Origin of the sequence: Paenibacillus sp. 7523-1 (assembly GCF_002276415.1) — a bacterium.
GTDB classification, from domain to species: Bacteria; Bacillota; Bacilli; order Paenibacillales; family Paenibacillaceae; genus Paenibacillus; species Paenibacillus illinoisensis_A.
In genome coordinates this window covers 872,282-898,187 of the sequence record NZ_NPBR01000005.1, presented here as the reverse complement: position 1 = coordinate 898,187, position 25,906 = coordinate 872,282, and the positions used below count along the sequence as shown (strand labels likewise).

Genomic DNA, 25,906 nt, shown 5'->3' with positions numbered 1-25,906 from the left:
TTTTTTAACGTCTAAAATCGGAAACGGTAATGGGTTTCAAAAGACTGCCTGAATTTGTTCATATTCTTGCCCTTGTCCTCATATGATGGGGACAAAGACGGCGGGAGGATGGAACTGTGAAAAACCAATCCAAAAAGCTGGTTGCAGTTCTGGCGGGTGTGGCGGCTGTCATACTGGTCGGACAAGTAGGCAGTGTACGTACATACATTACGGAGATTCGGGATGGCCCGGGGACACAAAATGCATTCGATATGTTTCAAGAGGCGACTGGAGAGGATGCCCTGTTGTCGGCGATCCGGGATAAAGCGGCCGAAACAAGAGTAGCTCCGGTCAACGCCAAAGTGGACAGGGTGTGGAAGGCGATACCGGGATATAACGGCTTGGAGATTGATGTGGAAGCCACGTATCGCAAGGCACTGGGTGGTAACCTCAATACCAAAATTGCATATGTTTATCGTCAGGTTGAACCAGAAATCCAACTCAAGGATCTTGGGGCTCATCCGGTATACCGGGGGAATCCGGCAAAACCGATGGTTTCGTTTATGATTAATGTGGCTTGGGGGAATGAGTATATCATCCCGATGCTTGACACGCTCGATGCCGAGAAGGTGAAGGCGACCTTTTTTCTGGATGGAAGCTGGTTAAAGAAAAATGCCGAGCTCGCCAAAGAGATTCAGAAACGAGGTCATGAACTGTCCAACCATGCCTACTCTCATCCGAACATGAGTCGATTGAGTGCAGAACGGGCCAGACTTGAGATAAGCAAGACAGAGGATCTGCTCAAAGAGACGCTAGGGGTGGAAAACCGCTGGTTTGCCCCCCCGTCAGGTGACTTTAATCAGAAAACCGTAGACATTGCCTCAAGCATGGGGTTGCAAACGGTCCTCTGGACACTGGATACCGTCGATTGGAGAAAGCCAAGTTCAGCTTCCATTGTAAATAAAATTGGGGCAAAAGTGGAAGCGGGTACGTTAATTTTGATGCATCCCACTGCATCCTCATCAGGAGCACTAAAAGGCATGATTGATTCGATTCGTGCGAAAGGCCTCGTTCTGGGTACAGTGAGTGAGACGTTATCTTCGGAACGCATAAAAGCTCCAGCGGTTGAGTGAGCGGCGTTTTTTTGTTAATATCAAACAGTTGGAACCAAATGTCGATTTCGTTTTTTGGAGATCAGGGCAATTATAGAGATGTAGGAGGGCCAACCGTGAAAAAAATTCAGCTGGGCAATGGCCTCAGGGTAGTCATGGAACAGATTCCGACCTGTCGTTCCGTGTCTTTTGGTATATGGGTCAAGACAGGATCGCGCAACGAGCAGCCTGTTAACAATGGAGTATCACATTTTATTGAGCACATGTTGTTCAAGGGAACGGATCGTTACGATGCCAAGGCAATTGCGGAACAGTTTGATGCTATCGGCGGTAACGTGAACGCGTTCACTTCAAAAGAATACACGTGTTATTATGCTAAAGTACTGGATGAACATCTGCCTATCGCTGTAGATGTATTGTCTGACATGTTTTTCCGTTCCAAAATGGATGATGGCGAGCTCATCAAAGAGAAAAATGTCATCCTGGAAGAGATTTCAATGTACGAGGATACCCCGGATGATATGGTACATGATCTGATGGCTACGGCTGCTTATGGAGAGCATCCACTGGCTTACCCGATTTTGGGTACGGAGGAACGACTCAAAGCGATGGGTTCGAACGATCTGCGTGCTTATATGAAAGAGCACTACACCATTGAGAACACAGTGATTAGTATTGCAGGTAATATTGATGACAGTGTAATTGAGTTGATGGAAAAACACTTTGGATCATTTGACGTTCATGGTGAGGCAGAACAGATTACCGTTCCCAAATTCCAGAGCGGGCAGCTCTTTCACAAGAAGAAAACGGAACAGAACCATATCTGTATTTCGTTCCCGGGCTGCAAAATAGGAGACCCACTGCAGTTTGCCATGGTTGTATTGAACAATGCTATTGGTGGCGGCATGAGCTCCAGACTGTTCCAGGAAATTCGTGAAAAACGCGGACTGGCATACTCCGTATATTCGTATCACAGTTCACATGCGGATAGCGGTCTGTTCACGATATATGCAGGTACTGCACCAAAACAAACAAAAGAAGTGTTGGACCTGACCAAAGAGGTACTACAGGATCTTGCAGTTAACGGTCTGACGGAAGATGAACTGCGCAAAGGAAAAGAACAGCTGAAGGGAAGTCTGATTCTCAGTTTGGAAAGCACGGGAAGCCGGATGAATCGTTTGGGCAAAAACGAACTGATGCTGGGCAGACACCATACGCTGGATGAAATGATTGCCAAAATTGAACAAGTAACGATGGAAGATATCGATGCTGTACTTGACCTGATGTTCGCGGAGCCATTTGCGCTTGCTATGGTCGGTGCCTCTGATCGCACCATTGCTGGATTAAGAAGGGATGATTTTGTTGCATTACGTTCAAATTCAAAAGTTACCGGGCAATGAAGATATAAAACTGCCTCAAAAAATGTCGGAGCTTGCATCTGGCTTTGATGTAGTTGCTGCGCTTCAGGAGGACGTTGTACTGCAGCCGGGACAGCGCACGCTGATTCCGACAGGTCTGGCTATGGCTATGCCTGCGGGCCTTGAAGCACAGATTCGCCCACGCAGTGGCCTGGCGTTCAAACATGGCATTACCTGTTTAAACACACCGGGTACCATCGATGCGGATTACCGGGGTGAGGTTAAAGTGCTTTTGATTAATCTAGGCCAGGAGCCATTCACGATTGTACGGGGTGAACGCATTGCCCAGATCGTGTTTCAAACTGTGCCTGCTGTTGAACTAACCGAAGTGAGCGAACTTTCGGAAACGGTTCGCGGCGAAGGTGGATTCGGTCATACCGGAAAATAATAAACGACTACGAATGATGAAGGGCCTTCCCATGTGGGAAGGCCTTTTTTGTTTGAAGAAGAGATAGGAAATGTTTTCACCCCCCTGTGGGCCCCTGCATACGATAAGGCATACATGTGGTGAAAGGAGTGACGTCCCGATGCTGACCGGAGTCCGGATAGTAGTCCTGGGCGGAGATGCGCGGCAGCTTGAAGTCATTCAAAAATGCGCAGAGCTGGATGCCACAGTGAGTGTGGTCGGTTTCGACAAGCTGGAGCGTTCTATTCCGGGGATCGAACATCATGAGCTGGAGGATGAGGTGTTGGCATCTGCGGATGTGCTGGTGCTGCCCGTGGTTGGATGTGATGATCAGGGGAAAGTAAGCACCTCATTCAGTGACTTGCCGATTTTCCTCAAAAAAGAACAGATAGCGGCATTGCCAGAGCATTGTATTGTTTTCACAGGAATGGCAAAGCCATTTTTGCGTGAGTTGTGCGTGGATAACGGCTTGCGGCTTATTGAGGTATTGGATCGTGACGATATTGCGCTCTACAACTCGATACCGACAGCTGAGGGAGCGGTCGCGATGGCGATTCGGGAGACGGACTTCACGATCCACGGGTCGGAATGTATTGTGCTTGGGCTCGGCCGAACGGGATTCACAATGGCGAAAACGCTCCAGGGTCTTGGGGCAAATGTACGGGTGGGAATCAGACGGGAAGAAGATGCAGCTAGGGCTAACATCATGGGCTGGAAGCCTTTCATGACAACGGATTTGGCCGCTCAAACCGGGGCAGTTGACTTGCTTTTTAATACGATACCGACTATGATAATCACAGCACAAATCCTGTCCAGAATGCCGCAAAAAGCAGTCATTATTGACCTCGCATCCGCTCCTGGCGGCTGCGATTTCAGATATGCTGAAAAACGCGGCATTAAAGCGCTTCTGGCGCCAGGCCTCCCCGGCATTGTTGCTCCCAAAACGGCTGGCGGCATTATTGCCGACGTGTTGATCCGTTTGCTTTTGGAAGAACAAAACGCACGGGAGGTTGAACTATGAACTGGAAGGGTAAAACGGTAGGTTATGCGATTACAGGTTCTCATTGTACGTTTGAAGAGGTTATGCCGGTAATTAGCCGGTTTGTGGCTGAGGGCGCAAATGTCATTCCGATTATTTCTAATTCGGTATTAACAACGGATACACGCTTTGGTACGGCTCAGAACTGGCAAAAACAGTTGAAAGATATAACCGGTAATGATATTATTTCTACAATTGTTGAGGCGGAACCGCTCGGGCCAGCCAAATTGCTTGATGTGCTCGTGATTGCTCCCTGCACAGGGAACACCACCAGTAAGCTGGCTAATGCGATGACCGATAGCCCTGTGCTGATGGCAGCCAAAGCCCAGATGCGGAATCAGCGTCCGGTAGTGCTTGCTATCTCCACAAATGATGGTCTAGGACTGAATGCCGCGAACATCGCCAAACTGCTTGTGGCAAAATATATGTACTTTGTACCGTTCGGGCAGGATGATCCGGTGAAGAAACCAAACTCGTTAGTAGCTAAAATGGAACTTATTCCGGAGGCATGCTGGAGTGCACTGGAAGGTAAACAGTTACAGCCAATGATTGTGGAACGTTCTGCACAGGCTTAATCGTTTATTAACCAAGTTTAACTAATGCTTACGGGTTTGATTTCGGAGTGGAGAAGTTCCAGGATAACGGTTATACGCATGAAGAATTGAACTTGGTTAGGGTAGACAAAGAAAATCATGGGGGACGATATGTCGGAAGTTTAACAGCTTTCTGTGTACGCGTTCCTGTCGTTGAAGGGCATTCCTGCTTGCAGTGAAATGATCGCAAGCGGGATGCGTTCATGAAGATATGCATGTCGTGATCGGTGACAACCGAGCTTCAGTTTGTGAATTGCTTTGAGCAATCTACAGAGGAAAAACGGCATATAATGTCGTAATCATTGCTGAATTTATTGCATCGGAACGCTCCCTGGGTTGATCCATTTGTTGATTTGACCGTGTCCAGTCTTCTTGCGTACACAAATGGAGGAATTAAGATGCGTATCATGGTACAGAAATTTGGAGGCACGTCGCTCTCTACAGTTCAGGCGAGAGAGCACGTGCTCCGTCATATTAAACGTGAACTTGAGGCAGGACTTAGTCTTGTCATTGTTGTGTCCGCTATGGGCCGCCGGGGTGAACCCTATGCTACAGATACACTGCTCGACTGGGCAGCACAAAATGGTAATTCGCTGTCTGCACGTGAAAAGGATTTATTATTGTGCTGCGGTGAAATCATATCAGCTACAACGCTCAGCAGTCTTCTGGAACATGAAAACATCCCCACCACTGTACTGACTGGTGCGCAGGCAGGCTTTGTGACGGACGACAATTTCGGGAATGCCCGGATTTTGGATGTCCGTCCTGTTCGTGTGCTGGAGGAGCTTCAAAAGAATCGTGTTGTTATTGTTACTGGTTTCCAAGGGCAGACAGAGAGCGGGGACTTTACCACTTTAGGTCGTGGGGGTAGTGATACATCAGCGACGGCACTGGGGGCTGCTCTTCATGCGGAGATGGTGGATATCTATACGGATGTAAACGGCATTTTAACTGCCGATCCGCGAATTGTTGAGGATGCACGTCCGTTAACTGTGGTGAGTTATGCGGAGATCTGTAATATGGCGCATCATGGGGCCAAGGTTATTCACCCCCGAGCAGTTGAAATTGCAATGCAATCCCAGATTCCTGTACGCGTGCGTTCCACTTTTGCCGACAGCGAAGGAACCCTTGTTACCCATCCGGAAGGCTTCCAGGATGTGCAGACAGGCATAGTAGATCGTTATGTGACGGGTATTGCTTACGTTAGCAATGTTACCCAAATCACAGTGGATGTACCTGGAGGCGCAGATCGGCTGCAGCTGAAAGTCTTCAAAACAATGGCTGAAAATTCGATTAGTGTTGATTTTATTAATGTTACCCCTTCAGGAGTCGTCTATACCGTATTTGACAGTGACTCTGAAAAAGCAATTCAAGTATTGCAAGAGATTGGTCTTAAACCTCAAAGTCTGTCCGGCTGTGCCAAAGTTTCGGTGATCGGCGGTGGAATTAACGGTGTGCCTGGCATCATGGCAAGAATCGTTGAATCGTTAACACTGGCTGACATTCAGATTTTGCAATCGGCAGATTCGAACACAACCATCTGGGTACTTGTAAAAAAAGAAGATATGGTTCAGGCCCTGAGGGCGCTTCATACCTCATTCGAACTTCATCTGTAAATAGAAGCGATCGGAGCCAGACCTGTTTTGAAGGAGGAAATCGAATTGGACTTTGGAAGATTGATTACAGCAATGGTCACTCCGTTCAACGAACAGGGGGAGATTCATTGGGAGGAAACTGCAAGGCTTATAGACTATTTAATTGCAGATCAAAAATCTGAAGCACTTGTGGTGTCCGGTACAACCGGTGAATCTCCTACACTTAGCGACAGTGAGAAGGTGCAGCTTTTTGAGTTTGCAGTAAAGCATGCTGCAGGAAGATGCAAAATCATTGCCGGAACAGGGTCTAACAATACTGCCCATTCGATTCATCTGACTCAAGAAGCTGAACGTGTCGGCGTGGATGGGGTCCTTTTGGTCGTTCCTTATTACAACAAACCAAGCCAGGAAGGCATGTTCCAACATTTTGAAGCCATCGCGAGCTCAACCAAACTGCCTGTTATGCTATATAACGTACCAGGGCGTACCTCAGCCTGCTTGTCTGCGGCCACAACGCTTCGTCTGGCTCAGATACCGAATATCGTGGCTACGAAAGAATGTGCTTCTTTGGAGCATGTGACACTCGTCGCTGCAGGTGCACCCGATCATTTTAAAGTATATACGGGAGACGATGCGTCAGGCTTACCAGCTATCACGGTGGGGGCATACGGCATTGTTAGCGTCGCGAGTCATGTGGTTGGTTCAGAGATGAAGCAGATGATTGATTCCTTTGTCGGCGGAGACACTCAAAAGGCAACGAAGTTGCATCAGCAGCTTTTCCCGGTGTTCAAAGGTTTGTTTGAGTGTCCTCAGCCTTTGCCGAACCCGGTTGCAGTGAAATATGCACTGACGTTACGTGGGATGAATGTGGGTTCTGTACGTCTACCGCTCATTGCTCCAACCGAAGACGAGCAGAGCTTTATCCGTGGCTTGTTTAATGAATAGCAGGCACAAGTCTTGAAATTATTAATCTTGGCAACCTTTTTTAAACAGACAGGAACCGCTCTTCTGGAAAAGAAGAAGCGGTTCTTTTTTCGCTTTTTTGGGTTGTTTCATCCTTGCTGATAAAGGGAAACCTAGGGCTCAACGACAGAGTGACTTGTTTTTTTTGTTTTTAATCATGTATAATGATGTCAAGTGACTGGGTGCGGTATTTTTTTGAAATTGAAAGCGACATCGTTTCGAGATGTGGCTTTGCGGTGAAAAGGGAAGGAACGGCTAAGAAGGAATGATTTCAAACCCAACTTGTTGGTGAAGGGGAATTACTTCGAAGAACTTCTTCCAAATATCGTGAATAAAGGTGTTCTTTTGCATACATGCCTATCTATTGGTTTGTTATGTGGAGATTACTTTTTTAACTTACAATAAATAAAATAATAAGGTACGACGTCCAACTACCATAGGAGGTTCAGATTCATTTGTCTAAGAAAAATAATAACGATAAACTGATGATTTTTGCACTGGGCGGCGTAGGCGAGATTGGTAAAAATATGTATGTCATCCAATACGCTAACGACATTGTTGTCGTAGATGCTGGCCTTAAGTTCCCTGAAGAAGATATGCTTGGAATAGACATTGTCATTCCTGACATTTCGTACTTGACTGAGAACCGTGACAAAGTAAGAGGTATCATTTTGACTCACGGTCACGAAGATCATATCGGTGGATTGCCGTATGTTCTGAAACACCTTAACGTCCCTGTATACGGAACCAAGCTTACACTCGGACTGGTGGAAAACAAGCTGAAAGAAGCCAATTTGCTGGGTGAAACAAAACGCATTCTGATTGATGCTGATTCCGAGATTCAACTTGGATCGGTATTGAAAGCAACATTCTTTGCTACTAACCATAGTATTCCGGATTCCGTTGGTGTATGTGTTGAAACACCAGAAGGTGCTGTAGTTCATACAGGTGACTTCAAATTCGACCACACACCAGTCAATGGTCAATATGCCGATCTTCAACGTATGGCACAGATCGGTACAAATGGCGTACTTGCGCTTTTGTCAGATAGTACCAATGCCGAGAAACCAGGCTTTACGCCTTCTGAGAAAAATGTGGGTATCGTTCTGGAAGATATCTTCCGTAAAGCGAGCCAGCGTGTTGTTGTCGCTACCTTTGCTTCCAACGTACACCGGATTCAACAGGTCATTAATGCAGCAGAAGTGACTGGCCGCAAAGTGGCTGTCATTGGACGCAGCATGGTGAATGTTGTAGGTATTGCTTCGGATCTGGGCTATCTGGATATTCCGGACGGCATGATCATTGAACCTGAAGAAGTTGGTAAAATGGCTGCTGACCGTGTTGTTATTCTCTGCACAGGAAGTCAAGGCGAGCCAATGTCTGCATTGACTCGGATGGCTCGTTCTACTCATCGTAAAGTAGACATTCTTCCTGGTGACACGGTTATTATTGCAGCAACGCCGGTACCAGGTAATGAGAAGTATGTAGGCCGTACCATTGATGAACTGTTCCGTCTCGGAGCTAATGTGCATTACAGTGGTGCGAACAGCGGTGTACACGTATCCGGACACGGTAGCCAGGAAGAGCTCAAGCTGATGCTTAACCTGATGAAACCTAAATTCTTCTTGCCAATTCACGGCGAGTTCCGTATGCAGCGCCGCCACGCCGTTCTTGCTGAATCTGTAGGTATCGACCCTGATAACATCTTCATCACGGATATCGGTGAAGTGGTTGAGATTCAAGGCGGAGCAGCACGCAAGGCCGGTAAAGTTACTGCAGGCAACGTATTGATCGACGGATTGGGTGTAGGCGATGTAGGTAACATCGTATTGCGTGATCGCAAACTGTTATCCCAAGATGGTATTCTTGTCGTTGTAGTTACCCTGAGCAAACAGGATGGTAAAATTGTATCCGGTCCGGATATCATCTCCCGTGGATTTGTATACGTACGGGAATCCGAAGGATTGCTTGATGAAGCCAACCGTATTGTCAGCAGCACTCTGCAAAAGTTGATGAGTGAGAACGTAAACGAGTGGGCTTCACTCAAAACGAATGTAAAAGACGCACTGGGACGCTTCCTGTATGAGCAAACTCGTCGCAGACCGATGATTTTGCCAATTATCATGGAAGTTTAAAATACATTAAAATCATATATTCAGGCACACAGTCGCCCCTGATCTACGAGTAATATTGGACGGTTCCTCGTAGATCAGGGGCTTTTTTTGTTTTTTACGGTTTGGATCCATGGAGGATGTGAGAGATTTTTGGCAGGTCATTGGGTATAAGTAGACTGGAAAATTCCCCATACTAAGGAATACATTAAAATGGTTATGGGGAAGGGGATTAATCTAATGAGTGAGTATATAAATGGCAAACAGACATCCAAGTCGAATCAACCCGAGACAGAGACACCGGGCATGCCTGCCCAAGATGACAAAGGGTTGGCTCCAGTTACAGAGGCCATCCAGCAGTTCGGACAGACTCAATCACCTGCAGGAGAGTCCAATATTTTCTGTATGACGATTATTGGACAGGTCGAAGGTCACTTGATTCTGCCTCCGCAAAACAAAACCACGAAGTACGAGCATATTATCCCGCAATTGGTTGCTGCTGAACAGAATCCCCGGATTGAAGGCATCCTGATTATTCTGAACACCGTGGGAGGAGACGTGGAGGCAGGGTTGGCCATTGCCGAGATGATTGCTTCTCTGAGCAAGCCTACCGTTACCGTTGTTATTGGGGGAGGACACAGCATTGGGGTTCCAATTGCAGTAGCATCCACCTATTCATTGATTGCCGGAAGTGCAACAATGACGATTCATCCCATCCGGATGAACGGACTGGTCATTGGGGTGCCTCAAACATTCGAGTATATGGAGAAAATGCAGGAACGGGTTGTTCGCTTTGTCACCACGCATTCGAATATTTCGGAGGACATGTTCAAAGAACTTATGTTTAAGACAGGGGAATTGAACAGGGATATCGGTACCGCCGTGGGGAGTGCTGATGCAGTCAAATACGGATTAATGGATGCGGTTGGCGGTATTGGACAAGCCATTGCACAGCTGAACAAACTTATGGGAGACAAGAGACAGACCCTGCAGGCAGGAGGCCTTACACAATGACCATGTATACTGTAATGCCGCCGGAACATCTCTGGTCGGGGATGTGGAATGAAGGGGAGGATACGCGTGAAGTCAAGATTAACGGTTTATTGATGCAGATCAGACCGGTTAGTGAGAGCGAAGCTGTTATAGTGCGTTTGCTTGACTGCCCGCTTGAAGCGTACCTTGATCCCGCCAATATGCCTGGCTCCAAAGTTCCTCTTTCAGGTAACGCGGGACCAACATAACATGACGAAAAAAGACAAATAGGGCAAGAAAAGAACATATGTACGGATTAAATTTGTATGGTATAATATTCTTCTGGGGGTGACCTGATTTTGGCCAGAAGAAAAAAGAAGAAGAAAAAAGGCGCTGCGTTCAGCGGCGTTTTAAAATATGAAATCTATGGTATAGTGCTCATTACTCTGGCGGTTATCGCTCTATCCGGAGAAGCAACGGTAGGACGTTCACTATCCAAAATGTTCGGATTAATGCTAGGGAAGTTCTATTTTGCCATTCCGCTGGTTGGGATCTACTACGGATTGATGGTTATGATTCATCGAAAGTGGCCAAGCGGTTGGACTACTCGCAAGACCGGGCTTGTTCTTCTGGTGTTTGCTTTAACGTTGATGAGCACCGTATCTGCAATGCATCAGAAGCTTATTCCTGTGGGGGCTCTCGAGCCTGGTGCGGTGATTACACAAGTACATAATGATATGCAGACCGAACTGCTTCAACCTGCCCCAGGTGAACGTGATTCCATGTTAAATAAGGACATAAGTGGTGGCTACATTGGGGCTGCTCAGTTTGCTCTGTTCCTCTGGCTGTTCGGTAGTCTTGGCGCGCGTTTGATCATGATCGTGATGTTTATTATCAGTTTTATGCTGATTACGAATCTGTCCTATGTCGATCTGGTGCGTATATTCAGAACGAAGGTATGGGATGCCGGCAGTTCGATCTACAAAAAGCTGGAGTCCAGACCATCAGCACGATCTGCTGCAACATCCTCGGGAAAAAAAGGTGGAGCAGCACGTAAAGTGGTTCCTATTCCGGCAGATATTGAAGAGGATGAAGAGGATGACTTGGAAGAGATGCATCTTCCCAAGCGGAAAGCACCCATTTTCTTCCAATTGTTTGGTAAGTGGGGTTCGGATCGGGAGACAACCAAATCAGACCGAGAGATGGAGCAAGAGCAGCCACCGGCAGCAGAGCAAGTGTTATATCGCGCTGAGCCGGATCATTTCGCAGAATCATGGAATGAAGAGCCATCATTTGTCTCGGATGTTCCATCCTCTGCTGGAAAGACTGCTTCACCGAAAACCAGTTCGGCTCCGATTATTCGTGATTTCTTCGAACACGTCAGATCCGAGGATCATGTGAAGGATGACGATTTGGACGATGCGTATCCTTTTCCTGAGGACTTTTCAGATTCCAGCCGAGAAGCCGACATTCCGATCAAAATTAGTGATGAACTGGTAGATGGAGCGGATTGGCCTGTAAACGAGGCGAGTGCTGATGACCTGAGTGAGATGGAAAACAGCCCGGAAGGACAACCTGGTGGGTTAAATAATTCATCTTCGGTGATGGACGGTGAAAGTGTTGAGGGGCAGGAGATGGAGCCTGTTAAACCGCCTCCACCACCTCCGAAGCCCTATAAACTCCCTTCGTTCCGCCTGCTTGCGAAGCCTAACAACGGCGGTAAGGGTGGGGATCAAAAAGATTATATGCAAACTGCCCGGAAGCTTGAAGCCACACTGGAAAGCTTCGGTGTGCGGGCGAAAGTGCTTGAAGTTGTTAGAGGACCAGCAGTTACGCGATATGAGATTCAGCCGGATATAGGTGTAAAAGTTAGCCGGATTGTAAGTTTGACTGATGATATCGCACTGGCATTAGCGGCCAAGGATATCCGGATGGAAGCACCGATTCCGGGTAAATCAGCGATCGGTATTGAAGTGCCTAACGGTGAAGTTTCCGTTGTAACGATGCGTGAGGTTATGGAAACATCCACGTTTCAGGATGCAGAATCCAAAGTGACTATTGCATTTGGACGGGATATTTCTGGTCAGACCATCATCGGCAACCTTGCCCGTATGCCCCATTTGCTTGTTGCAGGTGCTACGGGTTCTGGTAAATCGGTATGTATTAACGGGATTATCACAAGTATTCTGTACAAAGCGAAACCGGATGAAGTGAAATTTCTGATGGTCGACCCGAAAATGGTTGAGCTTAACGTATACAATGGCATTCCTCATCTGATGGCACCGGTAGTTACGGATCCCAAGAGAGCCTCGCTGGCCCTCAAAAAGATTGTGGTCGAGATGGAGAAAAGGTATGAGCTGTTCTCCAAATCGGGTACACGGAACGTCGAAGGTTACAACAACCTGATGAAGGATAACCCGGCAGCCGTGTTGCCATACATCGTTGTTATAGTGGACGAGCTTGCGGATCTGATGATGGTTGCAGCCGGGGATGTGGAAGATGCCATTGCCCGTCTTGCGCAAATGGCGCGTGCAGCCGGAATCCATCTCATCATCGCCACGCAGCGGCCTTCTGTAGATGTCATTACAGGTGTCATCAAAGCCAATATCCCTTCCCGGATCGCATTCGGTGTGTCTTCACAGGTGGACTCCCGGACGATCTTAGATATGGGTGGAGCCGAGAAACTGCTGGGTCGCGGTGATATGCTGTTCATGCCAATGGGGGCTTCCAAGCCTGTACGGGTGCAGGGAGCTTTCATGAGTGATGAAGAAGTTGAGAATATTGTTAATTATGTGCGTGGACAAGGCGAAGCCCAGTACGATGAATCGATTGTTCCTGAAGTCGATGACTCCGTTCAAGCGGCAGATGAAGTACAGGATGAACTGTACGAGCAGGCTGTGCAAATTATATTGGAAGCGAAGCAAGCTTCCGTATCCTTGCTTCAGCGGCGCATGCGTGTGGGTTATACTCGCGCTGCACGTCTGATCGATTCGATGGAGGCTCGTGGCGTTATTGGCCCGTATGAGGGCAGTAAGCCAAGGGAGGTTCTAATTTCGCTGGAACAATATCAACAAAACAAAATAAGTTCTTAAGTACCACTAAGAATTGTATCTATGCAAGCCCCTGACAATAAGTTGGGGGCTTTTTTGTTGTTGATGGTCGTTGAGGTTTTGCCATGTTGTCCAATGATCGGATGATTTGGTGCATAGGAAGCAAGCAGGCTTGTCATAATAACGTTAGCGATTCTGTTAATCCCACAAGAGAAAGGTAGAGCACAGTCGATGCGAAAAATGAACATATGGCTTTTCACTGCGATCTTGCTGATGTCTGCATTGGGAATTCGTTATTTGCTCCCTGACCATTCGGCAATCCAAGAATCCAAACCAAATACTTCCCAGGTGGAAGAGAAATCGCTGCCCACCTTCAGCAGCAACACCGTGCAATATGGAAGTTATGGACAGGATGTATACGAGCTACAAGGCAGACTGAAGTACTTAGGTTTTTACAATGGTAAAATCGATAGTAACTTTGGCAGCAGCACACTAAAATCCGTAAAGTGGTTTCAATCTGAATTCGGTATGAAAGCGGATGGCGTGGTTGGCGCTAAAACTAAACTGAGATTGTACAATGCAACTAAACAATGGTCCCCGACCGAGCCTCCACTCCACAAGGAATCGTCAGGCCAGGGTACGGACAAAACCGACAATGCAAACAAAGAGCAGGACAACATGGGTTCCGCCAATTCCATGGGCTTATCGGAGAATGAGATTAAGATTATGGCCAATGCGGTATATGGCGAATCTAGGGGAGAACCCTTTGAAGGTCAGGTTGCTGTAGCAGCAGTCATATTGAACCGTGTTAAATCACCGAGTTTTCCAAATACACCATCCGGCGTCATTTTCCAGCCTGGTGCATTTACCGCTGTAGCTGACGGGCAGATCTATCTGGAACCCAATGCTCAAGCCCGTAAAGCAGTTGAGCAGGCAATGAATGGCTGGGACCCATCTGGTGGCTGCCTGTATTACTTCAATCCCAAGACGGCTACTTCCAAGTGGATCTGGACCCGTCCTCAGGTGAAAACAATCGGTCAGCATATCTTTTGTATGTGATGATGTTGGAAGCAACCAGAAGACGCGTCTTCGGTTGCTTCTTGCCTTTTGCATGGGTTAAAATGGTTGTTGCACTTGAGAGTTACTGAAATATTGCCTAACAAATGACGCCGTAAAGGGGTTTTGACATTTGAATACATCAGGATTTGAACGGGGCAGTCAAAAGGAGTTTCGTATCCATGTACTGCCCACTAAACGTTTCAAGACTTTTGCCATTTCGTTGTATGCAGGAGTCCCGCTGCAAGAAGAAACGGTCACCAAAGTAGCGCTTACGCCATTTGTGCTTCGTCGTGGAACTCAGTCTTATCCTGAAACAACGGAGTTTCGTGAACAGTTGGAGCATTTGTATGGAGCTGGATTTGGTTTTGACGTATACAAACGTGGAGACTATCAGATTGTACAATTCCGGATGGACACGATTAATGATTCCTTTGTAGGCGGGGATGAACAGCTTTTGGACCGTTCCTTTGCATTTTTGGGAGAGGTACTTACTCGGCCGGCAATGGAAGATGGGCATTTCAGGAAGGCCTATGTGCATTCAGAACGTGAGACCGTCCGCAAACAGCTGGAGTCTGTTGTTAATGATAAAATGCGTTATGCGGCAGAGCGCAGTATCGAGGAAATGTGTAAAAATGAGCCGTACCGCTTGCATCCGTTAGGGAAATCTCAGGATCTGCCGGGAATCGAACCCGATGTGCTAACGACCGCTTATCAGACGTGGCTGCAGCAGGCCAGCATGGATCTGTATGTTGTAGGTGACACGACGCTCGAAGAAGTGGAGAGTCTAGTTCAAAAACATTTTGATGTAAATCGTACCCATTCCTCTAACTATGTGACAAACCAGGCCGTCCGCGGTGACAAAGAAGTGGAGACGGTTGTTGAACGACTAAATGTTAACCAAGGTAAACTGAATATGGGACTTCGCACGTCTATTACGTATGGCGACCCGCAGTATGCAGCAGCATTAATGTACAACGGCATTCTTGGAGGATATCCGCATTCCAAATTGTTCGTTAATGTTCGTGAAAAGGAGAGTCTGGCGTACTATGCTTCCTCACGGTATGACGGACATAAAGGCATCGCGACGATTCAATCCGGGATTGAAATACCTAATTATGAAAAAGCTGTGACGATCATCAAGCAGCAGTTAGATGAAATGAAAAGTGGAAATATTAGTGATCTGGAAATGTCCCAGACCAAAGCGATGATCCGCAATCTGCTCAAAGAAATGCAGGATTCGGCTTTTGAGATGATTGCGTATGACTTTAATCGTCAGTTATCGGGCAAGGAGCGGACCGCTGACGAGCTGCTCGCTCAGGTTGAGCAAATCAGCAAAGAAAACGTTCGTGAGGCGGCAGAGCAATTCCGTCTGGACACGATCTACTTCTTGCGGGATGAGAAGGGGGAATAACTGGTGGAGAGCATACATTACGAACATTTGCAGGAAACGCTGTATTACGAAGTCATGGATAATGGGCTTCATGTCTATGTATTGCCTAAACCCGGATTCCAAAAAACGTTTGCCACGTTTGCAACCAAATACGGCTCTGTAGACAATCATTTTCAGGTGAAAGGTCAGGAAGAAGTTCAGGTTCCCGACGGTATCGCTCATTTTCTGGAACATAAAATGTTTGAGGAGCCGACAGGTGATATTTTTGCAACTTTTGCATCCAATGGGGCATCTGCCAATGCATTTACGAGTTTCGACCAGACCGTATATTTGTTTTCTGCGACAGAACATGTGAATGAAAATATACAAACATTAGTCAACTTTGTGCAAAATCCTTATTTTACGGACCAGAATGTGGACAAGGAAAAAGGCATTATTGCACAAGAGATTAATATGTATGCCGATAATCCGGACTGGCGTGTGTATTTTGGATTGATTGAAGCAATGTACCAAAAACACCCCGTCCATATCGATATTGCGGGAACGGTGGAATCGATCGGCACGATAACCAAAGAAACGCTGTACACGTGTTACAATACGTTTTATCATCCAAGTAATATGCTTTTATTTGTTGTAGGTGGAGTAGAACCTCAAGAAGTCATGGATATGGTTCGTTCGAACCAGGCAGAGAAAAACTACGAACCTCAAGGTGAAATCAAACGGATATTTGAACAGGAGCCCAGTGGGGTTGTGGAGGCCAGGAGGGAAGCAAGGCTCGCGGTTTCATTGCCCAAGTGTCTGTTTGGCTTTAAGGAAACGGATGTTGGATTCTCGGGGGAAGACCTGCTCCGGCGTGATATGACGACCAAATTGATGCTGGATCTTCTGTTTGGAGCTAGCACGGCCCTATTTCAAAAACTATATGATGAGGATCTCATATCGGATAGCTTCGGACATGAATACATTAGTTCGCCGCAGTATGCATTCTCTGTAGTTGGTGGTGATACTAAAGACCCGGATCTATTGCTGGCCCGCATACGGGAAGAGGTTGATGTCATTGTTAAAAAGGGATTCGAAGCTTCGGACTTTGAGCGAGCACGCAAAAAGAAAATCGGGGGATATTTGCGCATGCTTAATTCACCGGAGAATATTGCCCATGAATTTACACGTGAGCAGTTCCGTGGCGGTGATTTCTTCAACATGATTCCGATATATGAATCCATCACACTGGAAGAAGTAAATCGCAGACTGAAAGAGCATATTCGCTGGGAACAACTGGCTGTATCGCTTGTCGTGAGTCCGTAAAATGGAGAGGGGAACAGGACAAATGAAGCCGATTGGAGATATGACAGTACTGGTTACTGGAGCAAGCGGTGGTATAGGAGCAGCTATTGCAGAACGATTTGCATTGGTCGGTATGAACGTGGTTATTCACTATATGAAATCCCATGAGGCAGCCAATGAAGCAGCGAGAAGGTGCATGGAAAAGGGCAGCGGTAAAGTCATGACGGTGTCTGCGGATCTCCGCAGTCGGGAACAGATTGAGCGTATGCGTGAAAAATTGGAGTCTCATGGATTAATGCCTGACATTCTGGTAAATAACGCAGGCATATCACATTATGGGTTGTTGTCCGACGTGACGGAAGAAATATGGGATGAAGTAATGGCCATTAATTTGAAAGGCACATTTCTGTGTACTCAGATCATGATGCCTCACATGATTTCACAGCGATACGGACGAATCATTAACGTATCCTCCATCTGGGGATTATCTGGTGCATCTTGTGAGGTACTGTATTCCACCACGAAAGGGGGCGTAAATGCCTTTACAAAAGCTCTTGCGAAAGAGCTTGCACCTTCCGGTGTTACTGTAAATGCAGTTGCCCCCGGAGCCGTTCAGACCTCTATGCTGAATCATCTGGATCAGGATGAACTGAAAATGCTGGAGGAGGAAATTCCAGCTGGGAGACTTGCGCAGCCTGATGAAATTTCCTCTCTTGTTTATTTTCTCGCGCTACCGGAATCCGGATATATTAACGGCCAGATCATTAGTCCGAATGGCGGCTGGCTTACCTGAAGAATGGAAGTTTAGCGGGTCTCGGCTGAATGGATGATTTATCCTGAATATTAATTGCTCGATAGGCACATATTACAACTGTTGATTTTAAATCTCATGCGACAGCTAAGGAGGATTTATCATGTCAACAGAAAAAACGGTGCTCAGCAGTTTTGACACATGGAAAAAGTTCTTGGGTGATCGCGTACAGCAAGCAGAGAAGATGGGGATGAGTGAAGATACCATCAACAAACTTGCGTATGAGATTGGTGACTTTCTGGATGAGAAAGTGGATCCAGCGAACCATTCCAACCGGGCATTGAAGGAAATATGGGATGTCGGCGATGCCGAAGAGCGTCGTACGATTGCGCGCCTGATGGTCAAATTGGCCAAACAAAACGCATAAGATCCACCGATGGAGAGCTCCCGCAAGGGGGCTTTTCTCTAATGATTACAGACCTGTTCTTGTAATTCATTTTCTTTTTATATATCATTAACGTGACCCATTTTTAGAAGATGTCTCAGTTCGGTGTCCTTCGGGCACGATCTGCTGCTGTCGAACAATGTGGAATATTGCATTACGGGGTGTTTAAATGGAATCTAAACAATGGTATATGGAATATAAAATACATAAGAACAGACCCGGTTTGTTGGGGGACATTGCCTCCATGCTGGGGATGCTTGAAGTGAATATATTGACCATTAATGGTGTTGAGGGCAAAACAAGAGGAATGCTGCTCGAATCCGACGACGATGAGAAGATTCGTTTGCTGGGTGAAATGCTTGCAAAAGTGAACAGCATTACGGTTTCCGCTCTGCGTCAACCCAAATTGGTCGACATCTTGGCTGTGCGTCATGGCCGGTACATTGACCGCGACTCGGACGATCGCAAAACTTTTCGTTTCACACGAGACGAACTTGGGTTACTCGTGGACTTTTTGGGTGAAGTATTTAAAAGGGAAGGCAATCAGGTGATTGGCCTTAGGGGCATGCCTCGTGTCGGAAAAACGGAATCCATTATTGCTGGTAGCGTCTGTGCGATGAAACGATGGACGTTTGTTTCGTCCACTTTGCTTCGTCAAACGATAAGGAGCCAACTTTCCGAGGACGAAATGAACCCAAACAATGTCTTCATCATTGATGGTATCGTAAGTACGATTCGTTCCAGTGAACGGCATTATAATCTGTTGCAGGACATTATGACGATGCCGAGTACCAAGGTCATTGAACATCCTGATATTTTTGTGCAGGAATCAGAATATGACTATAACGATTTTGATATCATTATTGAACTTCGCAACAATCCGAATGAGGAAATTATTTATGATACGTTTACGGCCAGTTACACCGACGAACTGTAATGCTCCGTACGGAATCATGGAATAGATAGCAACAACCAAAGAGAAAAAGATAAACATAAGGAGGAGATAGCATGTCTGAACTGGGTCAGCAGTTAAGAGAGGCCCGGCTGCAAAAGGGGATGAGTCTCGACGATGTACAGGAAATGACTAAAATTCGCAAGAGGTACTTGGAAGCAATAGAGGCTGGGGACTATAAGGTGCTTCCTGGCAGCTTCTATGTGCGAGCTTTCATTAAAACCTATGCGGAGACGGTTGGACTAAACCCTGATGAGCTGCTGGAGGGACACAAGAAAGATGTACCGGCAGAGGAAACAGAAGCAACCATGGAGCCCGTGATTCAAAAACGTTCAAGTCGACCTGTTGAGCGCAGCAATCGGTGGATGTCAGTAGCGTTAATGTGGACATTTCCGATTCTGATTGTTGCCTTGCTGTACGTGTATGTGGTCATGAATAGAGATGATGCGGATACACAAGGCGTCGATCAAACCAAAATTACAGATAGTCAGCAAACGCCGAATGATCAACCGGATGAGACGACGGACAATGGTCAAGCGTCCACTCCACCGGATAACGAAGCTGCAGGACAAGAAACCGGTCAGGCAGAAGGAGAAGCAGGCGGCAATGGTGGGGGGACCGACGTGACTGGTGAGGGTACCGAAGGTCAGACGAACGAACAAACCCCGGATGACACCGAAGATCAAGAGCCAGCAGATAATGCAGGGACTGTAACGGTTGCTGAAGATGGAAAATCAGGTAATATTACAAATTTCAAAGTAAATGGAAGTGCAGGTCAACCGGTTAAGGTTACTATTAATGCTTCAGGTCAGAGCTGGCTGGAAGTGTATAAAGGTGAGAATTCAAGCGGAGAAAAACTGCAATTTGGTATGACAGCCGATGGAGACAGTATGTCATTTGATCTGGATAGCACCGGCTTGTACATTAAGTCTGGATATGCTGCGGCTACGACCATTGAAGTTGGTGGTCAAGTCGTAACGGATGGGAAGGCCACCAACCGGATTCGTCTCCAATTGGGAGATGAAAGCACAGGCGCGTCTACCGGAACAAATGCGAGCTCTGTCGAAGGCTCCGATGTAGGAACCGAAGGCTCTGTCACAGGCGGCGAATAAGGGCATTAACTGCGGGGGACAATAAGTTTGTCTTCACTAGCAGTTAACTTTCGGTAAAGCGAGGTGGATGGCTATGACAGTCAGCTGGATCGTCACAGGTTTAGGAATCATTGTCAGCCTCCTGGGTTATTATTTGACTCCAAGCGCTTGGGGTTACGGAATTTTGGGCTTCGGACTTGCGCACGTCATTCTGGGTGTGCTCGACATGTTCAGACAGCCCAACCGCAGCCGATATTAGATTGCTCTGCGTTAAAGCATTTTTGGTTACTGCAAAAGCGGTGGCTGAAAATGCTTTTTCGTTTGTTTACCCCTCAAAATTAGACTTTTCCCGGGCGAATCCTCTATAATGTTACACAGAACAAATGATTAATTGAAAGGGTGACCAGATTGAGCTCAGAGAATTCGTTCGATATCGTGTCCAAAATGGACTTGCAGGAATTAACAAATGCCGTTACTCAGACGGAAAAGGAAATCAGTACACGTTACGATTTTAAAGGTAGTAAAAGCAGCTTGAAACTGGACAAGGATGCATTGACAATTGTATCGGACGATGAGACCAAACTTAAGGCTGTTATTGATGTACTTCAATCCAAAATGGCGAAGCGGAATCTGCCGCTCAAAAACATTGACTATGGTAAAGTGGAGCCAGCTTCATCAGGGACAGTGCGCCAGCGTCTGAGTTTTAAACAGGGGATTGATCAGGATATCGCGAAAAAGATCAATATTCTGATTCGTGATTCCAAAATGAAAGTGAAGAGCCAGATTCAAGGGGACCAGCTCCGGGTAACTGGAAAGAGTAAAAATGATTTGCAAGCCGTTATGCAGCTTTTGAATGGTGCTAATCTGCCTCTTGATTTGCAATATACCAATTTCAAATAAGTTTGTTACGTCCATTTTTGTTGTGGAAAACGTGTTTTGACACTGCAATTGGCGTATATTATACTAAGTGTGCATTGCTAGCAATCAAGCATAAAGCCCAGTCATCATCGTTTTGCTGACTTTGTGAAAAGCAGTACACCTTTTGGAGGTCGCCGGAACGTTTTAAACGATTTTGCGTTTGAACGGTTGACTTTATTTTTTGCGTTTTTACATATGAGATCAGTGGTGTACTCAGTGTATTTTACATGTTCACCTTCCGGATGATGGATACGGGGTTAGGATGATTGTTTGAAGTATTGGAGGATAAGAGGGAGGGCGTCTTGTGAATTTACCCAACCGGATTACGCTTGCACGAATTTGCTTAATCCCTTTTTTAATGGTGTTTCTGCTCGTGGACTTTCCATTTTATCCGGAGCCTATGCAGATTGGAAGTTTTTCGCTTCCGTATAATCAGCTGATCGCTGCCATTATCTTCATCATTGCAGCCAGTACGGATGGAATTGATGGATACCTGGCAAGGAAAAACAATATGGTCACCAATTTGGGCAAGCTGCTCGACCCGCTGGCTGACAAGCTGCTAGTGACTGCAGTGCTCATTTCACTTGTTGAGATGGGTAAGCTGGACTCATGGATCGCTGTCGTCATTATCAGCCGGGAGTTTGCGGTGACTGGCCTTCGCCAAATTGCTTTGCTGGATGGATCGGTTGTTGCGGCCAGCAACTGGGGCAAACTGAAAACCGTAATACAGATTGTAGCCATCGTTTTGCTCCTGCTTAACAACTTCCCGTTCTCTTATACTGGGGTACATGTTGATGTTATAGCCGTTTGGGCTGCAGCGATCATTACGATTTGGTCTGGCATTGATTATTTCATCAAAAACAAAAATTTGCTTAATTTATCAAAAGCGTAAAAGTTTAAGGTAAAACGGGTAATTTATGAAGGACAGCTTGCGCAAAGGGCAATAGGAAAACATCCTATTGCCCTTTGATCACTCACATTGTGTACAGGAGGATGCTGAATGAAGGCAGAAATTATCGCAGTCGGAACAGAGTTGCTGCTCGGACAGATCGTAAATACGAATGCCAGATATTTATCCCGTGAATTGGCTGCTATCGGGATTGACGTTTATTTTCAAACGGTGGTAGGGGACAATCTGAATCGTCTCAGTGAAGCCATTCGAATTGCCCAAGGGCGAGCTGATGTCATTTTGTTCTCAGGCGGTATCGGACCTACGCAGGATGATCTAACCAAGGATGCCATAGCAGCAGTGTTGGGACGCAGCCTACATATTGATCGGATGGCAATGGATAAAATCGAAAGCTTCTTCAGGGATCGCAATGTGGAGATGACGGAGAATAACCGGCGTCAAGCCATCGTGGTTGAAGGAGGGACCCCGCTGGCTAATGAAACGGGTCTTGCAGCGGGTAATGCCATCTCGGATAATGGGAAGCATTATATTGTCATGCCTGGGCCACCAAAAGAACTGATTCCCATGTTTGAGCAGGAGGTCAAACCTTGGTTGTTCCAACATGTTCTTACGAAAGAAATGCCGATTTATTCGAAAATGTTGAAATTTGCCGGGATCGGTGAGTCGGCATTGGAAGACCGTCTGCTTGACCTGATTGATAGTCAAACCGACCCTACGATTGCACCTTATGCAAGTGAGGGAGAGGTAACGGTACGGGTGTCCACCAAGGCTCCAAGTGAGAATGAGGCCAAACAGAAGCTGGATGCCATGGAGGTACTCATTCGGGAACGGTTGCCTGAACACCTCTACGCGAACGAGGATGTGCCTATAGAGTACACAATTGTAACCATGATGGCTGATATGGGTCTGACCCTGAGCGCGGCTGAGAGCTGTACAGGAGGGCTTGTTATGCAGAGCCTGACTTCGGTTCCTGGCAGTGCTTCCATGCTCAAAGGCGGAATTGTATGTTATTCCAACGAGATAAAGGAAAAGCTGCTGAATGTTCCTCATGACTATCTGGAGGGTGAAGATGCTCCCGGGGCTGTGAGCCCTGAAGTTGCTAAAGTATTGGCTGAGCAGGTACGCATGATAGGTGATTCCGATTTTGGTTTGGCCGTTACAGGGGTAGCTGGTCCAGGATACTCTGAGCGTAAGCCGCCAGGTCTGGTTTTTATCGCACTCGCTGAGCGGGGGAAAGAGACGGAAATTCACGAATTGCGTATTAACGGTAATCGGGAGACGGTCCGCATCCGTTCGACCAAGGCTATTTTGTACCGTTTATGGCGCAAACTTGTCGCTATGGACTAGGTATACCTTGAATTGCTTTTACAGGGATAATCAGATATAATCTAAGCAGACGGAAGAACCGTAGAATTAGGCACTTAGCCTTGTTTGCGGTTCTTTTTTCTGTTTCATTGCAAGTTTTGCCTAGGAAGAGGCGCCTCGGCCTTTATAAAAAAAAACGAATGTATGTTCGAAAAAAAGCTTGGCAAACGTGTTAAAACAAGGTATCATTATCTTATAAACAGTAAAGGGTGTGAGCATATTGTCAGACCGTCGTGCCGCGCTTGATATGGCGCTCCGTCAAATAGAGAAGCAATTTGGTAAAGGATCTATCATGAAACTGGGTGAGTCAACTCACATGCAAGTGGAAATCATACCCAGCGGATCCTTGGCTCTGGATATAGCACTTGGAACAGGCGGCTTGCCAAAAGGCCGGATTGTTGAAATATATGGACCTGAATCTTCAGGTAAAACAACTGTAGCATTGCATGCGATTGCTGAAGTGCAAAGAGTCGGTGGACAAGCTGCATTTATCGATGCCGAGCATGCTCTTGACCCTCAATATGCAAGTAAACTGGGTGTTAACATTGATGAATTGCTTTTGTCCCAGCCGGATACGGGCGAACAAGCATTGGAAATTGCTGAAGCACTTGTGCGCAGTGGTGCTGTTGACATTATCGTTGTTGACTCTGTTGCTGCCTTGGTACCAAAAGCTGAGATCGAAGGCGAAATGGGGGACTCCCACGTTGGTTTGCAAGCACGTCTGATGTCTCAGGCGTTGCGTAAATTGTCTGGTGCAATCAGCAAATCCAAAACCATTGCCATCTTTATCAACCAGCTTCGTGAAAAAGTTGGTGTAATGTTTGGTAACCCTGAGACAACGCCTGGTGGACGTGCCCTGAAATTCTACTCTACAGTTCGTTTGGATGTTCGCCGTATTGAGAGTATTAAATCAGGTAATGACATCATCGGGAACCGTACCCGTGTGAAGGTTGTCAAAAATAAAGTTGCACCACCGTTCAAACAAGCAGAAGTAGATATCATGTATGGTGAAGGTATCTCCAGAGAGGGTAGTATCATTGATATTGGTACAGAACTCGACATCGTTAATAAAAGTGGTGCTTGGTATTCTTACGAAGGCGAACGTCTGGGTCAAGGTCGTGAAAATGCGAAGCAGTTTATGAAAGAGCATAAAGAGATCGCTCAAGTGATCGAGCAAAAAATTCGTGAAGCCAGCAATCTGACGACGGTAGTTCCTGCTCCTACGAGCGAAGATCAACAAAAAGAAGAAGCAGAAGAACAAGAATTGTTTGAGATTAACGAGTAATTCTTCCCTTGCCAGGAGGATCCAGAAGGCGTTGCTTACTGGTCTTCCCGGATTGGGGTGAATTGTACCGATCCTGCTAGGGGAGACGGCGCGTGTTTCTCGCGCTGTCTAACAGCTCCTGTCCATTGGACAGGGGCTGTTAGCACATTTATTGAGTGAGCTGGTGCCGGGTTGGATTCCCGGCTTTTTGCATTTTGGTCTGCAGGTTTCTTTAAGAAGATAGGTATTTCATAATTTAGAAAGATACAGAGTTGAACAAAAAGGAGGGAGAGGCCTGAATGGATCAACATGATGATGATTTGTACGAAACAGCAGAACTGGAGGGGATCTCCCAATTCCCGGATAACGAAGAACTTGTCATTACACGGGTAGAACGAACAAAAAGCAGGCAGGCCCGGTACCGGATCACGTTCGGTATGTACTCGATTACGGTTCTGGAAGATGTAATGATCAAATATCGAATGACCCGGGGCAACACATTTGTGAAGAAAGATCTCGAAGAGATTATAGTAGCGGATGAGCGGCAGCAAACCTATGTTCAGGCATTGCGTTACTTAGAGCACAAACAGCGTACAAGGCATGAATTAAGCCAGCGACTTCGTCAGAAAGAGTTTGCAGCACCATTAATTGAAGAAGTACTCGATCGGCTTGAGCAGGAGAAGCTTGTGGACGATGAAGGGTTTGCGAAGGAATGGACAAGGCAGCGTATGACAGGGCAGAGGAAGGGAAAACTGTGGATAAGGCAAGAGCTGCGTCAAAAGGGCATTGCCAATGAGCTCATCGCTGAAGCGCTTGAAGGCGTGGATGCGGATGTAGAGTTTGAGACAGCTTTGACCGCAGGGCGAAAGAAGTGGAACCAAGTCAAAGGGGACGTTGCAGAGAAGAAACGCAAAACGCTTCCCTTCTTGATGAGACGCGGTTTTCCTATGGATATGGTACGTAAAGTTGTGAATTGTTTAATTGAAGAAGATGAAGTCGAAGATTCTGAAGATGACGAGTTGTTACCATGGGATTAACAGAGACCACACAGTGTACTGCATTCTCTTGACAATTTCTTTCGTCAAATACTAAAATGGACATGAGTCTGTAAGAAATGGACAACCCTTTTTCCTTCCAAAAAAGCGGTTTCGGTTTCTTAGGATTTACCCTTCATGATTATGGATTCGCTGAAGGCAGCGAATAGTACGTGGTAACATGTACACTTGAAATGAAAATCGG

24 protein-coding genes are annotated in these 25,906 nt (G+C 46.5%); all 24 read left to right on the top strand.

The window, feature by feature from the left end:
* Nucleotides 1-116 precede the first annotated feature (116 nt).
* The 24 genes from CHH60_RS07390 to CHH60_RS07280 all read left to right on the top strand — a co-directional run bounded on the left by CHH60_RS07390 (nt 117) and on the right by CHH60_RS07280 (nt 25,704).
* Nucleotides 117-1,112, top strand: coding sequence for a polysaccharide deacetylase family protein (locus CHH60_RS07390; protein WP_095358590.1), 996 nt, complete (start codon nt 117-119; stop codon nt 1,110-1,112).
* A gap of 95 nt (nt 1,113-1,207) precedes the next feature.
* Complete coding sequence (locus CHH60_RS07385) at nt 1,208-2,491, top strand: M16 family metallopeptidase (protein WP_095358589.1); 1,284 nt, start codon at nt 1,208-1,210, stop codon at nt 2,489-2,491.
* Nucleotides 2,451-2,897 (top strand): dUTP diphosphatase, encoded by a 447-nt coding sequence (gene dut, locus CHH60_RS07380; protein WP_170948039.1) that lies wholly within the window; start codon nt 2,451-2,453, stop codon nt 2,895-2,897. The genes CHH60_RS07385 and dut overlap by 41 nt, the downstream gene beginning before the upstream one ends.
* Before the next feature lie 139 nt (nt 2,898-3,036).
* A complete protein-coding gene (gene dpsA, locus CHH60_RS07375) occupies nt 3,037-3,936 on the top strand; it encodes a dipicolinate synthase subunit DpsA (protein WP_095358588.1) in 900 nt (299 codons plus the stop codon).
* The gene (locus CHH60_RS07370) at nt 3,933-4,529 is read left to right on the top strand and encodes a dipicolinate synthase subunit B (protein WP_095358587.1); all 597 of its coding nucleotides are present in this window, start codon (nt 3,933-3,935) and stop codon (nt 4,527-4,529) included. Before dpsA ends, CHH60_RS07370 begins: the two co-directional genes overlap by 4 nt.
* Nucleotides 4,530-4,945: 416 nt before the next feature.
* Entirely contained in the window at nt 4,946-6,163 is a 1,218-nt protein-coding gene (gene dapG / locus CHH60_RS07365; RefSeq protein WP_095358586.1) for an aspartate kinase, read from the top strand.
* Between the two features lie 45 nt (nt 6,164-6,208).
* Nucleotides 6,209-7,087 carry a 4-hydroxy-tetrahydrodipicolinate synthase gene (dapA, locus tag CHH60_RS07360; RefSeq protein WP_095358585.1) on the top strand — a complete coding sequence of 293 codons (879 nt, stop codon included), beginning with the start codon at nt 6,209-6,211 and terminating at the stop codon, nt 7,085-7,087.
* A gap of 473 nt (nt 7,088-7,560) precedes the next feature.
* Nucleotides 7,561-9,240: a ribonuclease J gene (locus tag CHH60_RS07355; protein WP_095287708.1), complete on the top strand. Its 1,680-nt coding sequence runs from the start codon at nt 7,561-7,563 to the stop codon at nt 9,238-9,240.
* A gap of 216 nt (nt 9,241-9,456) precedes the next feature.
* Nucleotides 9,457-10,230, top strand: a complete 774-nt coding sequence (locus CHH60_RS07350; protein ID WP_371859910.1) for a ClpP family protease — start codon at nt 9,457-9,459, stop codon at nt 10,228-10,230.
* Entirely contained in the window at nt 10,227-10,457 is a 231-nt protein-coding gene (locus CHH60_RS07345; protein WP_095358583.1) for a YlzJ-like family protein, read from the top strand. The genes CHH60_RS07350 and CHH60_RS07345 overlap by 4 nt, the downstream gene beginning before the upstream one ends.
* A gap of 90 nt (nt 10,458-10,547) precedes the next feature.
* Entirely contained in the window at nt 10,548-13,280 is a 2,733-nt protein-coding gene (locus tag CHH60_RS07340; protein WP_095358582.1) for an FtsK/SpoIIIE family DNA translocase, read from the top strand.
* Nucleotides 13,281-13,469: 189 nt separating this feature from the next.
* Nucleotides 13,470-14,297, top strand: a complete 828-nt coding sequence (gene sleB, locus CHH60_RS07335; protein ID WP_095358581.1) for a spore cortex-lytic enzyme — start codon at nt 13,470-13,472, stop codon at nt 14,295-14,297.
* A gap of 130 nt (nt 14,298-14,427) precedes the next feature.
* The gene (gene yfmF / locus CHH60_RS07330; RefSeq protein WP_095358580.1) at nt 14,428-15,708 is read left to right on the top strand and encodes an EF-P 5-aminopentanol modification-associated protein YfmF; all 1,281 of its coding nucleotides are present in this window, start codon (nt 14,428-14,430) and stop codon (nt 15,706-15,708) included.
* A gap of 3 nt (nt 15,709-15,711) precedes the next feature.
* Nucleotides 15,712-16,992, top strand: a complete 1,281-nt coding sequence (gene yfmH, locus CHH60_RS07325) for an EF-P 5-aminopentanol modification-associated protein YfmH (RefSeq protein WP_095358579.1) — start codon at nt 15,712-15,714, stop codon at nt 16,990-16,992.
* Between the two features lie 22 nt (nt 16,993-17,014).
* Nucleotides 17,015-17,764, top strand: a complete 750-nt coding sequence (gene ymfI, locus CHH60_RS07320) for an elongation factor P 5-aminopentanone reductase (RefSeq protein WP_441339381.1) — start codon at nt 17,015-17,017, stop codon at nt 17,762-17,764.
* A 121-nt stretch (nt 17,765-17,885) separates the two neighbouring features.
* Complete coding sequence (locus tag CHH60_RS07315; RefSeq protein WP_095287701.1) at nt 17,886-18,149, top strand: DUF3243 domain-containing protein; 264 nt, start codon at nt 17,886-17,888, stop codon at nt 18,147-18,149.
* 187 nt (nt 18,150-18,336) lie between these two features.
* Nucleotides 18,337-19,104: a DUF3388 domain-containing protein gene (locus CHH60_RS07310; protein WP_095287700.1), complete on the top strand. Its 768-nt coding sequence runs from the start codon at nt 18,337-18,339 to the stop codon at nt 19,102-19,104.
* A 71-nt stretch (nt 19,105-19,175) separates the two neighbouring features.
* Complete coding sequence (locus tag CHH60_RS07305; protein ID WP_095358577.1) at nt 19,176-20,231, top strand: helix-turn-helix domain-containing protein; 1,056 nt, start codon at nt 19,176-19,178, stop codon at nt 20,229-20,231.
* 73 nt (nt 20,232-20,304) lie between these two features.
* The gene (locus CHH60_RS29725; protein ID WP_164848671.1) at nt 20,305-20,469 is read left to right on the top strand and encodes a hypothetical protein; all 165 of its coding nucleotides are present in this window, start codon (nt 20,305-20,307) and stop codon (nt 20,467-20,469) included.
* Nucleotides 20,470-20,618: 149 nt separating this feature from the next.
* A complete protein-coding gene (locus CHH60_RS07300; RefSeq protein ID WP_095287698.1) occupies nt 20,619-21,110 on the top strand; it encodes a YajQ family cyclic di-GMP-binding protein in 492 nt (163 codons plus the stop codon).
* A 322-nt stretch (nt 21,111-21,432) separates the two neighbouring features.
* On the top strand, nt 21,433-22,020 hold the full coding sequence (gene pgsA / locus CHH60_RS07295; RefSeq protein WP_095358576.1) for a CDP-diacylglycerol--glycerol-3-phosphate 3-phosphatidyltransferase: 588 nt from the start codon (nt 21,433-21,435) through the stop codon (nt 22,018-22,020).
* Nucleotides 22,021-22,128: 108 nt separating this feature from the next.
* Nucleotides 22,129-23,385, top strand: a complete 1,257-nt coding sequence (locus CHH60_RS07290) for a competence/damage-inducible protein A (RefSeq protein ID WP_095358575.1) — start codon at nt 22,129-22,131, stop codon at nt 23,383-23,385.
* A gap of 238 nt (nt 23,386-23,623) precedes the next feature.
* Nucleotides 23,624-24,688 carry a recombinase RecA gene (gene recA, locus CHH60_RS07285; protein WP_095358574.1) on the top strand — a complete coding sequence of 355 codons (1,065 nt, stop codon included), beginning with the start codon at nt 23,624-23,626 and terminating at the stop codon, nt 24,686-24,688.
* A gap of 278 nt (nt 24,689-24,966) precedes the next feature.
* Complete coding sequence (locus CHH60_RS07280; RefSeq protein WP_095358573.1) at nt 24,967-25,704, top strand: regulatory protein RecX; 738 nt, start codon at nt 24,967-24,969, stop codon at nt 25,702-25,704.
* The last annotated feature ends 202 nt before the right edge of the window (nt 25,705-25,906 follow it).